This window comes from Mesonia oceanica (genome assembly GCF_902499555.1).
GTDB classification, from domain to species: domain Bacteria; phylum Bacteroidota; class Bacteroidia; order Flavobacteriales; family Flavobacteriaceae; genus Mesonia; species Mesonia oceanica.
Window position 1 is genome coordinate 182,501 of sequence record NZ_CABVMM010000005.1, and the last position, 14,191, is coordinate 196,691.

The following is a 14,191-nucleotide window of genomic DNA, read 5'->3' on the forward strand; positions in this document are numbered from 1 at the left end:
TTAAAATCTAATACATAGTTACTTTACATCTCATAAGTACTTTTGAGGTAAATTTTAAACCCCGAAAATTTCTACTCATGAAAAAAAAATCCTTTTTGTTATTTTTCTTTAGTGTTTTTTGCTTGAGCTTATCTCTTGCTAAAACTCCTTCAGTAGTTACTGAAGAAAATTGTATGATGTATTCCGATTCTAATGTATTAATAGATACAGGAGATAACTGGAAATACGATGACTCTGGTATTGATTTAGGTACAACCTGGAAAGATCCTGACTTTAATGATGAATCTTGGGCTAGCGGTAATGCTAAATTTGGCTATGGTGATGGTAATGAGGTTACTACACTTGATTATGGACCAGATGCAAGTAACAAGTATCCTACTTATTATTTTAGAAAAACCATTAATGTTGCTGACGTTAGCTTAATTCAAAGTTTGATTTTTGAAAGTCTTTATGATGACGGAATTATTGTTTATGTAAATGGACAAGAGGCATTTCGTTTAAACATGCCAGCTACAGGAGTAACTTATTATACCTATGCGAGCTCTACTATAGATGGATCTGATGAAAATGATTACGATATTAATTACACTAGTAATCTTTTACAAGATGGTGATAATGTAATTGCAGTTGAATTACATCAAAGAGGTCCTTCTAGTTCTGATACAGGTTTTGATATGAAACTTAGCTATGAGACTACTCCAAGTAATTTCTTAATAGAAGAAGAAAGCTCTTGGCTTTATAACGATTCTGGAGTAGATTTAGGTACGACCTGGAAAGATCTAAACTTTAACGATGCTAGTTGGGATCAAGGAAATGCTATTTTAGGGTATGGCGATGGTATTGAAAATACAACCTTAGATTACGGTAGTGATTCAAGTAATAAATATCCTACTTATTACTTTAGAAAACATATTACAATTGAAGATGCTTCTTTTATAGGGAATTTAAATTTCAGTACCCAAAAAGATGATGGTGTTGTAGTTTATGTAAATGGTCAAGAAGTTTTTCGCTTAAATATGCCGGAAGGAGCTATTGATTATAATACCTATGCCTCAACAGCAGTTGGAGGGAGTGATGAAAGTACGTGGCACCAAAACCAAGTTGCTAACTTACTGCAAAATGGTGGTAATGTAATTGCGGTAGAGCTGCATCAGGCTTCAGCAGGTAGTTCAGATTTAAGGTTTGATATGACTTTAGAATATGATTTAGCTCCTTTGGCTCCTATAGATTTTCCTTTACCTAAACAAACAGAATGGAATTATTTAGATACTGGAGTAAGCTTAGATGAAGAAGCTTGGAATGAACCTGGTTATGATTATTCAAGTTGGTCTAGAGGAGAAGGAACTTTAGGCTATGGTGATCCGGTAATGACGCAAATTTCTTACGGACCTGATGCTAGTGATAAATACATTACTACCTATTTTGTCCGAGAAATGGAAGTAGACCTTTCAGAAATGACCGATATGGTTGAATTCGGAATCAGAAGGGATGATGGTGCAGTAGTGTATGTAAACGGTGAAGAAGTATTTAGGGACAATATGCCGGAAGGAGATATAGATTACCAAACCCATTCTGCAGAAATTATTAGCGGTTCAGATGAGATAGATTATCAGCTTCATTATGTGCCAAAAACAGCATTTCAAGCTGGAGTAAATATCATTGCAGTTGAGGTGCACAATCGTGACGGACAAAGTTCTGATATGCGTTTTGATATGTATATTAAAAATCAAGAAAGTATTGAGTTTGATTGTGATGAGCCACATGTAGGATGTTTTACATCAATTACGCCAACTGGACAAACACCAAATTTAATTATACCGGAAGAACACAGGTTTCAGTTGATCTTTAAGCAGGGAGATGCTTATTTAGATGGTTCTGGGAACGTACCTGGTAATAACGACTTTACGGCTTATATCCCCATCGACGGAAGTAGTGAAAACGGATATTTATCGGTGAACCACGAAAACACACCGGGAGGAGTTTCCATTGTCGATCTTCACTTAAATACCGATAATCATTTATGGGAAGTAGATTACAGTCAGCCGGTAGATCTCTATAATAATGCTTTAGCGACTACTACCAGAAACTGTTCTGGAGGGATTACCCCGTGGGGAACGGTAGTTACCGCAGAAGAATCTACCAATAATGGAGATGAAAATGGTGATGGCTACAAAGATGTGGGTTGGTTAGTAGAAATTGATCCGGAAACTGCAGAAGTAATGGATTATGGTAATGGTCAAGAAAAGCTTTGGGCGATGGGAAGAATGAAGCACGAAAATGTGGTGATTTCCCCAGATGCCACTACTGCTTATTATGGTGAAGACGGGGGAACCCATTGTGTTTACAAATACGTGATGGATACACCGGGAGATTTAACGGCAGGAACAGTTTACGTGCTGAAATTGGATTTACCACTTTCTGGTAACGAGCCAAATTCCATTACAGCACAGTGGATCGAAGTACCTAATGATACGCAAGCTGAACGAAATAATTTAAATGAAACTGCTGCAACACTAGGCGGAACCAATTTTAATGGAGTTGAAGATTGTGAAATTCACCCAATTACGGGGCAGGTTTATTTTACTTCAAAAGGAAAAGGTAGAACTTATCGCTTTACCGATTTAGGTAATAGTGTAACCGATTTTGAGACCTTCGTGGGAGGGATGAGTTATGAAATCACCACAGCTAATGGTACTTTTACTGAAGATTGGGGTGGAGGTAACGACAACCTTGCCTTTGATGACAAAGGAAACCTTTGGGTATTACAAGATGGGGGGAACAACTACATTTGGGTAGTTAGACCAGACCATACGCAAGCCAATCCTAAAGTAGAATTATTTGCTTCTATGCCCAATGGTTCTGAACCAACAGGATTAACTTTTTCTCCAGATTTTAAATATGGTTTCTTTTCTGTACAACATCCAAGTGGAAATAACGAACCACAACAAGATGCAACGTTTAATGATGTTACCATCAATGCTTCTTCTACCGTAGTATTCTCTTTAAATGAAAACCTAGGAATACAAGCTCCGGTAACCGATTTTGTGGCAGATCAAGTACAAATTCAACAAGGAGAAACAGTAACCTTTACCAATTTGAGTACAAACAATCCCGACACTTGGAACTGGACGTTTGAAGGTGGGGATCCGGCCACTTCCACAGAAGAAAACCCAACGGTAACTTATACTGCTGATGGTCTGTTTAATGTGAAATTAGAAACATCTAACGTTGCAGGAAACAGTGAAATGGAAAAATCTGAATATATTCAAGTTGAAACTTTAAGTGTGGATAACGCTTTAAAAGGTAAGGTCGCAGTATATCCTAATCCAACTTCAGGGGAAGTTTATATTGAAGTGAAAGATGCTTCAACAGAAAATATAAGTGTTGAGGTATTCGATTTACTGGGAAGAAGGGTTAAAAACCTTTCCAATACAAAACTTGTAAATGGGAAGATAAACCTTAATCTGTCAGAATCCATTCAAGCTCATCAAATGTTGATTATTCAAGTAGATGTAGCAGGAAAATCTGGAAGGTATAAAGTCTTAACAAACCAGTAAGATTAATAATAATAATTTAAAAAAGAGACCGGTAAAGCTTTTACCGGTCTTTTTTATTTTTGAAAGCATGAGAAAATTCAAGTATATAGGATTAACCGATGTAGAAAAGCAAGCTATTATCACTTTTTTAAAATCTTTAAATGATACTGAAATTGAATAAGGCAATTCTTAAAATAGCAGTTGTTTTATTGATGTTAATAGGATTTTGTTCCTTTTTTAGTTTAGGCAAAAAGGAAAGCGAAAGTTATCAATCGAAAGACTTTTCGGAAATTATAGAAAATGGAGTGGAAGCGACTTCTTCTGAAATTGAAAAATTGGTAGCCACTGCAGTTCAATTTGAAAAAGGAAATATTTCTATAGCACAACTTCAGCATCAATTAACAAAAACAAGAAACAGTTTTAAGAAAATTGAAGCCGTAATAGCTTTTTACTATCCAGAACACGTAAAAGCTTATCTCAATGGAGCGCCGTTACCGCATTTAGATGCGTTTCCTATGGATGAAAACAAGAAAGACGATTCATATGTTATGTCACCTGAAGCGTATAAAACAAGTTTGCCTTTAGATGTATTAGATACAGGACATTTTAGGGGGAAAGCCAAAGTAGTTGAACCCAAAGGCTTACAGATTTTAGATGAACTAATTTTTTCTAAAAATCCAGAAGAAGAAAAAGAGCAAATTCTAAAACTTTCTCAATCGCTTCAGCAATATTTTAAACCGATTAAAAAAGCAATTTCACATCGGGTTTATTTTTATGACTTTGAAATTGCAGAAGCAGCAAGACTAGAATTAATTAGGATTTTTAGTTTGGGAATTACTGGTTTTGATACACCAGGTTCTTTACATGCGTTGGAAGAAGCAAAACATGCACTACTCGGGACACAAGTTTTACTAACACCAATTACAGGAAAGCTTAAACAGAAAGAGAGAACTGAAATTAACAAGCTGTTTAAGGCAAGCATTCAGTTTATTGATAAAAGTAAGAATTTTGAAAGTTTTGATCGGTTAGCATTTCTTATCAATTATATAAACCCACTTTATGCAAGTTTATGGAAGGCGCAACAAAGTTTAAGTATAAAATCAACAGCCAGTATTTATGAAGAAACACCTTCATGGAATGCCGAAAGCACCAATATTTTTGCAGACGATTTCTTAAACCCTTATTACTACAGTCTCTTAAATCAAAAGGAAGATTCTAAAGAATTAAGAAAATTGGGAGAAAAATTATTTTATGAGAAACAACTAAGCCACTCTGGGAAGATGAGTTGTGCAAGTTGTCATCAACCGGAATTAGCCTTTACCGATGGTAAGAAAAAATCTTTTTCCGGCATTAATGGGAAAACGGTGTTAAGAAATTCTCCTACCTTAATCAATGCGGTTTTTGCCGATCGTTATTTTTACGATTTACGAGCGCAGGATTTAGAAGAACAAGCGGAACACGTGATTGAAAATCATTTAGAATTCAACACGAATTTTGAAGAAATAATGGAGAAACTTTCCCAAGATGAAACTTATCAAAAACTATTTACTCTCAATTTTGATGAAAAACAACCATTAACCCGATATAATTTTGCCAAAGCCTTGTCTTCTTATGTGCTTTCCTTACGCTCTTTTAATAGTGAATTTGATCAATATGTAAGAGGAGAACGAAAAAATATTTCTAAACAAGTAAAGCAAGGTTTTAATTTATTTATGGGAAAAGCCAATTGTGCCACTTGTCATTTTCCACCAACATTTTCCGGTTTGGTTCCACCTTTGTATCGTGAAAATGAAAGTGAAGTGTTAGGCGTGTTAGAAAAACCGGATGCTTACAAAATAGATAAAGATTTAGGCAGGTATAACAATCACGTATTTACAGAACAGCAAGACATCTATAAGCATTCCTTTAAAACCACGACCGTTAGAAATGTAGCATTTACTTCTCCTTATTTTCATAATGGAGCTTACGCAACTTTAGAAGAAGTGATTGATTTTTATGATCAAGGTGGAGCAGCAGGAATTGGTTTGAGTTATGAGCTTCCGCAGCAAACCTTACCAGAGGATTCCCTTCAGCTTTCTCAAAAAGAAAAAGAAGCACTTATTGCATTTTTAAACTCACTTTCAGATAATCCGTTTCAATAGATTTTCCTCCTATAAAAAATCCATTTCGACTATAAGAATATATAAGTCTATTTTAAAAATATGTTCTATATTAACCTTGTTGTGTTTTAAATTATCTTCGGTTTAATGTATCCATATTTCCTTAAGGTTAAGGAAAACAGTATAATTCGTAGGCACTATTTTAAATAATTCTTAAAGAGATTGCACACAAGCCTGATGGTTAAAATAGTATTCTCATATAAATTTCAATTTTAACTAATAATCCGTAATTACTTAAAGGATTAACTTAATCGATTTAACATTCAATTAAGTATAACTTAATCTAGGTAACTTTTTGGTAAGCTAAGCTTAAAAGCAGAATTTTCACTTCGCTCTATTCAACCGCTACTTTTGTGAAAATTTCTTAAAAACCTTTAAAATTTAATTAAAACCAATGAAAAAAAACTTACTTATTTTAAGTATTTGGATTTCTCTCTGTATGGGTTTTGTAGCGCAAGCACAAATTACGATACCTGGGGATTCCATTGTTTACGGGCCTATGTTTAGTCCTGTTTATGAAAACTCAGTTCGGGTTTGGGTATTAACAAAAAATGACACCGGAACGGGAGAAAACCTAGAACTGTCATTTACCAATAACACCACTCCCGAAACAGAAATTACAGGAACTGTTTTTAACAGTGATACGCGTTTAGGATATAATTTAAGATCTTACGAATTTACTGGTCTTACCGAAGGAGATACGTACACCACTCAACTTATTGCCAATGGAACTCCGGTCTCCAATCGTATCACTTCTATAACCAACGGTCAGAATACCTTAAGTGATTTTGAATTTTTATCGGGAGGTTGTGGTCGAATTTATGATATAACCCGTTGTATCGATCAGCCGGAGGCAGAATTCCATGTGAACGGAACACCTACCATGTTTAATACCATGGCAGAAGAAGGAAGTGACCTCATGGTTTGGTTAGGGGATGCTACTTATCTTTTAGGTTTACAACATGCGATGGGACAATGTCCTGATGGAGTAGATGATTGGGCCAATAAAGATATGGCTTTCGATCGTTATCGTTTCCAAAGAGATTATCATGATAGTTTAACCGTAGCAATGCCTCAGTTAGCTATTACAGATAATCATGATTTGGGCCCTAATGAGTTTGATAAAAACTTACCTACCATCGGAGAGATGAGGGAAATTTTTATGGATTGGTGGCCAAATCCGGAATACCTTTCCACACCGGAAGGTCAAGGATTACATTCTTCTTATAAATATAAAGATGTAGAGTATTTTTTAACCGATAACCGTAGTTATCGCGATAACACGCACCAACATTTTGGACCTGATCAATTGGATTGGTTAAAACAAGGTCTTTTAAATTCTACAGCAACTTTTAAAGTAATTGTTAGCGGAACACCGGTTTTTTATCCGATAGGCGGAAGAAACTTTAGCGTGAGTACGCAGCACGACGAATTATTCAATTTTATTCAGAATAATAATATCAATGGTGTGTTAGCATTTAGTGCCGATATTCATCAGCAAAAGTTTTTGGTTACCGACGGGAATACCAATTATCCTTTGTACGATGTACTATCAGGAAATATTAATTCAGATGTAGGCAATGGTAACTTCAATACTAATTACGATAGTAATCATATTCTTCAAGGGGTAAAGCAAACCTATTTACGCGTAAATGTTTACGGTGAAGAAAATGACCGTCGAATGAAAGTGGAATATGTAGGCAACAATGGGGAAGCTTATTTTGAGGAAATCATTCATGAAGGTTTATTGACCAGTCAGAATGAAGATGCCCATAATTTAGCATTAGCTTTTAGTAATTCTATAGAGGATAGTTCTGAATTTACACATAATATAACCGGTTCAGCATATTCTTTTACTGCCAATAAAGATAATGAAGCCAACCAAGCTTTAGCTTTTTCAGGAGAAACTTCCTTAGAAATCGATGCTGCTAATTCTTTAGAGTTTCATGATAAATCTTTTAGTCTTTCTTATTGGATAAATCCGTCTACATTAACAGAAGCAACTATTTTAACGAATGCAGCGAATGGTAACGGAGTTTCTTTCGGTTTAAATGAAAGTGGTAATATTACTTTTACCAACCATCAAGAAGGCTTAACCTATGAAAGCCAGTATAATATTATTACCGGAAATTGGTCGTATGTTACTTGGAAATATGATAACATCCGAAGAAAACTTTCGCTTTACTATAACGGATTTCTAATCCAGAACTGGAACGATATGATGATCGATCAAGAGTCATTGGGAAATATCACGATCGGGGAAAATTATCAAGGAAGTTTAGATGAATTAAATCTTTACAGCCGACTTATCTCTGAGGAAGAGATTATGGAAAATGCCGATGTAGAAACGTCTAGAGGAGAAGTATTAAAATTATCTGGTGGACAGCAATTAGCTATTCCCGGTAGTGTACTCAACCCGGTTTTAGATGAAAATTTCACCATAGAATTTTGGGCAAAATTAAATGCAGATCCCGGTTCTAACAGTAAGATTTTATCAAGTAATGGAAGAATTAACGGAAACTCTACAGGAATTTCTTTTGAATATCCAGATAGTAAAAAACTGAATGTAGTGGTAGGAAACAATAGTAGTGGCTGGAATACACTTTCTGAACAAGGGGAAGCTTGGAATATCGGAGAATGGAACCACGTCGCTGTTTCAGCCATCCAAAATGGAAGCATGAAATATTATGTAAATGGAGATTTGGTTGCCGAGGGAAGTTTTGGAGAGTATGTTCCTAACGACTGGGGATTAGGTATGGGACATAGTCCCTATTACGGAAGCGAAGTAAATGCTGAACTAGATGAATTAAAAGTCTGGGAAAGAGCACTTACCGAAGAAGAAATAAAAGCACATATGCATTATGCTATTACCGGGAGTGAAGAAGATTTAGCGATTTACTACAGTTTTGGTGAGACAGAAGAGGAAGCTTCAAGTGTGACGAGTTTAGGAAGTGTAACTTACGAAATGGAATTGGACGGAGCTACCTTAGCTTCAGCAACTTCACCGGTAAGTAATTTAGCAATAGAATATCAAGATGTAGTTTCTGGAAAATGGAGTCAAAACAACGATATTCTAAATGCAGGATTAAGCTTACCGGAAGAAATTTCTGCTTATAACAAAAACGTAATTGTTGGAAAGCAAATTGAAAACACCTTGGCAGATCTTGCCGAAGAAGAATTACAATACTTGGCCGGAGGATGGAAAATAGATCCCATCAATACTCCTTTTGCTACTGTAAAAATTAATTTAGCAGAAGCCTTAGGCGAGAATTTCGAAACCGTAAGCAATATGGCCGGACAGTATTTCTTAATCAAAGGAAATACAGAAGATGGTTTTACCTCTGTTGCCGATGGAAACTTTGACGGTCAAAATGTAAACTTCTTCAATACCAATTTAGAAGAAACAGTTTATTACTTAGCTTGGGCAGAAGCAGATTTTGTACCGGGTAGAGGAGGAGCTATTTCTTTAACCGGAGGACATCAGGTACACATTCCTTCAGCTGATATGGAGGCTTTACTAGCGGAAGATATAACCATTGAGTTTTGGGTAAATGTAACCCAAGATCCCGGTAATAATGATCCTTTACTTTCTAATCATGGTAGGATTAATAATAATACCACAGGTTTTTCTTTAGAGATGCCCGATAACAATTCAGTTTCGGCAGTATTTGGTACCAACACCGGAAGCTGGAATGCTATTAATTCAGGAGAAAGCTTAAATATCGGAGAATGGAACCATATTGCGGTAACCGCTTCTCCTAACCAAGAAATTAAGCTTTACGTAAATGGAGAACTAAAAAACTCCAATGCGTTTGGAACTTATGCCAGTAATGGTACTTGGGATTTTGCTTTAGGTAAAAGTTTAAATTATGGCGGACAAACTTATGCTGCTATGGATGAATTTAGGGTATGGAGCAAACTAAAGAGCCAAGAAGAAATTGTAGAACAAATGCACTGTAAAGTAGAAGGAGAACAAGAAGATTTGGTGTTCAATTTCAATTTTGATCAAGAAGATACAGGAGTATTAGAAAATGAAGGAAGCTATGAAAATGAAATCACCTATACTTCAGCTCAAATTATTTCAGCAACCAGTCCGGTAAGTGAAATTAATCCTGAATTCCCTTCTTTAATCACCGGAAACTGGAGTATTATGAATGAAGACAACAATGGTCTTTATTTAAAAAACGTCATTACCAGTTATACCGAAAATGTAGTGATTGGGCATCATACCAGTTCAGAAATTTTAGAATTAGCAGATGAAGAAGATACCTTCTACGTTTCAGGCGGATGGCATATTAATTCATTAAATATTGAGACTACCGATTTACAAGTAGATTTGTCTAAAGTTTTTGATAATGCTGAATTTGTAAATGCAAGCGTAGCCGAATATTTACTGTTAAAAGGTGACCCAACCAGTAACTACGAAGTGTTAGCAACAGGAACGGAAGAAAACGGAACTGTAGATTTCAATAATGTTGATATTTCTTTAGGAAATTACTACTTAGCCTTTGTAGAAGATACCGAAGCTGCTATCGCTTTACAAGGAGGTGCTCTTGATTTACAAAATGGTCACGATGTTCAACTCCCGAAAGAAGGCGTAAATACGGCTTTATCCGGTGAATTTACGATTGAACTTTGGGGACGTTTAGATGAAACTGCCGGAGGTAATACGAAATTGGTCGGCTTCTCAAATTTTGGAGGTGGAGAATATGGTTGGGAGATGGAATTTTTAAATAATCAAACTCTTCAAACCATTACAGGAAAAGGACCAACAGGAGGATGGAACTCCTTAAATTCCAACCACGTTTGGAATATAGGAGAATGGAATCACGCCGCAGTTACCTTTGTACCCAATGGTGAATTTAAATTCTACATCAATGGAGAGTTAGTAGATAGTATGAATGTAGGAGAATTTCATCCTTGTGTAAACAATTTAGCATTCGGTAAAAACATCTCCAATAATTCACCAACAAACTCTTCAATTGATGAATTTAGAATTTGGACGACTGCTAAAACCCAAGAGGAGATTAAAGAAAGTATGTACTTAACAATTGCAGAAGAAACTACAGATTTAGTATATAATTATACCTTTAATCAGGAAAACTCCGGTTACCTTGTAAATAGTGGTTCTCAAACGGTAGAAGTTCAGTATAATAATTCAGAAATTATTCCTGCAACCGGTCCAATCAGAGATGTTGAAGCTCCATTTAGAAATCAGGTAACCGGTCATTGGAGTGTGATGAACGATAACGGAAATGGGTTTTACATTGGTAATGAAATTGAAGATTACAATTCTAACGTTGTGGTAGGAAAAGAAGAAGGAGAGGAAGTATTACCTAGTTTAGGTTCTGCGACCACCGATATTCTTTACTTAAATAGCCGTTGGTTAATCGATCCGTTATTTGTAGAAAACGCAAGTGTTAAGGTAGATTTAACTAAGGTGTTTGAAAATTTAAATAATGTCGATTTAATAGCCAATGAGTACTATTTATTACAAGGCGATCCAGCTTTAGAAGTAAATGTGATTGCTACCGGAACTAAAGAAGCAAACATCGTTTCGTTCCCGGAAATGGAAATTAATTCAAATGAAGTCTATCTAGCTTGGAAGAATATCGATGAGTATCCTATGGGGACTTTTCCCATCGCTCAAGAAAGCATTTGGAAGTACAACGATAATGGTGAAGATTTAACTTCAGAAGAGTGGACTAGCATCACTTATAATGATGAAGATTGGGCTTTTGGAAATGCTATTTTAGGGTATGGCGATGGTATTGAAAGTACAACCTTAGATTACGGTAGTGATTCAAGTAACAAATACCCGACCTATTACTTAAGACATCGTTTTGAAGTGGAAGATTTAACAGATATCGGTTCGTTGGTATTCAAAACCATGAAAGACGATGGAGTGGTAGTGTATGTAAATGGAGAGGAAGCTTTTAGGTTGAATATGCCGGAAGGAGCTATTGATTATAATACCTATGCTTTAGAAGCCATAGGAGGTGCCGATGAAGAAATCTGGCACGAAGTAGAAACCGAGAACTTATTACAAGTAGGTGAAAATGTAATCGCAGTAGAGTTGCATCAAGGTTCAGCAGGAAGTTCAGATTTACGTTTCGATATGGAAGTAGATTACAACTTGCCTCCAATTCCGGCTTCGGCTTACCCATTAGTGAAAGAATCAGAATGGAATTATTTAGATACCGGAATAAGCTTAGATGAAGAAGCTTGGAATGAAACCGGTTTCGATTATACCGATTGGAACAGAGGTTTTGGAACTTTAGGATATGGAGATCCGGTAATCACCGAGGTTTCTTATGGACCTGATGCTAGTGATAAATACATTACCACCTATTTTGTCCGTGAAATGGAAGTAGACCTTTCAGAAATGACCGATATGGTTGAATTTGGAATCAGAAGGGATGATGGGGCCGTAGTGTATGTAAACGGTGAAGAAGTATTTAGGGACAATATGCCGGAAGGAGATATAGATTACCAGACCCATTCTGCAGAAATTATTAGCGGTTCAGATGAAATTAACTATCAAATTCATCAAGTACCGAAATCAGCATTTCAAGCTGGGGTAAATACCATTGCAGTTGAGGTGCACAATCGTGACGGTCAAAGTTCTGATATGCGTTTTGATCTATACATTAAAAATGTGGAGGCCATAGATTTTGATTGTGATGAGCCGCGTATAGGTTGTTTTACTTCCATCGTACCAACCGCTCAAACGCCAAATTTAATTATTCCTTCAGACACCCATAGATTTCAATTGATCTTTAAGCAAGGAGATGCTTATTTGGATGGTTCTGGGAACGTACCTGGTAATAACGACTTTACGGCTTATATCCCAATCGACGGAAGTAGTGAAAACGGATATTTATCGGTGAACCACGAAAACACACCGGGGGGAGTTTCCATTGTCGATCTTCACTTAAATACCGATAATCATCTATGGGAAGTAGATTACAGTCAGCCGGTAGATCTCTATAATAATGTTTTAGCAACCACTACCAGAAACTGTTCCGGAGGGATTACCCCGTGGGGAACGGTAGTTACTGCAGAAGAATCTACCAATAATGGAGATGAAAATGGTGATGGTTACCAAGACGTAGGCTGGTTAGTGGAAATTGATCCGGAAACTGCTCAAGTAATGGATTATGGTAATGGTCAAGAAAAGCTTTGGGCGATGGGAAGAATGAATCACGAAAATGTGGTGATTTCCCCAGATGCCACTACTGCTTATTATGGTGAAGACGGGGGAACCCACTGTGTTTACAAATACGTGATGGATACACCGGGAGATTTAACGTCAGGAACAGTTTACGTACTTAAGTTAGATTTACCATTGGTAGGCGATGAACCAACCTCTAGTACTGCTGAGTGGATCGAAGTACCTAACGATACGCAAGCTGAGCGTAATAATTTAAACACCACTGCTGCAACGCTAGGGGGAACCAATTTTAATGGAGTGGAAGATTGTGAAATTCATCCAACCACCGGTCAAATTTATTTCACTGCTAAAGGAAGAGGAAGAACGTATCGATTCACCGATAATGGTACAAATTCAGTAACCAATTTTGAAACCTTCTTAGGAGGAATGAATTATGATATCGAAACTGCTGAGGGAACATTCTCAGAACCTTGGGGATATGGTAATGATAACCTTGCCTTTGATGACAAAGGAAACCTTTGGGTATTACAAGATGGGGGGAACAACTATATTTGGGTAGTTAGACCAGACCATACGCAAGCCAATCCTAAAGTTGAATTATTTGCTTCTATGCCCAATGGTTCTGAACCAACAGGATTAACTTTTTCTCCAGATTTTAAATATGGTTTCTTTTCTGTACAACATCCAAGTGGAAATAACGAACCACAACAAGACGCAACGTTTAATGATGTTACCATCAATGCTTCTTCTACCGTAGTATTCTCTTTAAATGAAAACCTAGGAATACAAGCTCCGGTAACCGATTTTGTGGCAGATCAAGTACAAATTCAACAAGGGGAAACAGTTACGTTTACCAATTTGAGTACCAATAATCCCGACACTTGGAACTGGACGTTTGAAGGTGGGGATCCGGCCACTTCCACAGAAGAAAACCCAACGGTAACTTATACTGCTGATGGTCTGTTTAATGTGAAATTGGAAACATCTAACGTGGCAGGAAACAGTGAAATGGAAAAATCTGAATATATTCAAGTTGAAACTTTAAGTGTGGATAACGCTTTAAAAGGTAAGGTCGCAGTATATCCTAATCCAACTTCAGGGGAAGTTTATATTGAAGTGAAAGACGCTTCAACAGAAAATATAAATGTTGAGGTATTCGATTTACTGGGAAGAAGGGTTAAAAAACTTTCCAATACAAAACTTGTAAATGGGAAGATAAACCTTAATCTATCAGAATCCATTCAAGCTCATCAAATGTTGATTATTCAAGTAGATGTAGCTGGAAAATCTGGAAGATATAAAGTCTTAACAAACCAGTAAGA

3 protein-coding genes are annotated in these 14,191 nt (G+C 36.4%); all 3 read left to right on the forward strand.

Annotation, left to right across the window (positions count from 1 at the left end; genetic code table 11):
• Positions 1–77: 77 nt before the first annotated feature.
• The 3 genes from FVB9532_RS07835 (at position 78) to FVB9532_RS07845 (ending at position 14,189) form a co-directional block, all read left to right on the forward strand.
• The gene (locus tag FVB9532_RS07835; RefSeq protein ID WP_150544654.1) at positions 78–3,557 is read left to right on the forward strand and encodes an alkaline phosphatase PhoX; all 3,480 of its coding nucleotides are present in this window, start codon (positions 78–80) and stop codon (positions 3,555–3,557) included.
• Positions 3,558–3,697: 140 nt separating this feature from the next.
• Positions 3,698–5,677, forward strand: coding sequence for a cytochrome-c peroxidase (locus FVB9532_RS07840; protein ID WP_150544655.1), 1,980 nt, complete (start codon positions 3,698–3,700; stop codon positions 5,675–5,677).
• A 412-nt stretch (positions 5,678–6,089) separates the two neighbouring features.
• Complete coding sequence (locus tag FVB9532_RS07845) at positions 6,090–14,189, forward strand: LamG-like jellyroll fold domain-containing protein (protein WP_150544656.1); 8,100 nt, start codon at positions 6,090–6,092, stop codon at positions 14,187–14,189.
• Positions 14,190–14,191 lie beyond the last annotated feature (2 nt).

Excerpts from the sequence above, each read along its gene's own strand:
- FVB9532_RS07835 (WP_150544654.1), top strand. The coding sequence starts at position 78 with ATGAAAAAAAAATCCTTTTTGTTATTTTTCTTTAGTGTTTTTTGCTTG.
- FVB9532_RS07840 (WP_150544655.1), top strand. The coding sequence starts at position 3,698 with ATGATACTGAAATTGAATAAGGCAATTCTTAAAATAGCAGTTGTTTTA.
- FVB9532_RS07845 (WP_150544656.1), top strand. The coding sequence starts at position 6,090 with ATGAAAAAAAACTTACTTATTTTAAGTATTTGGATTTCTCTCTGTATG.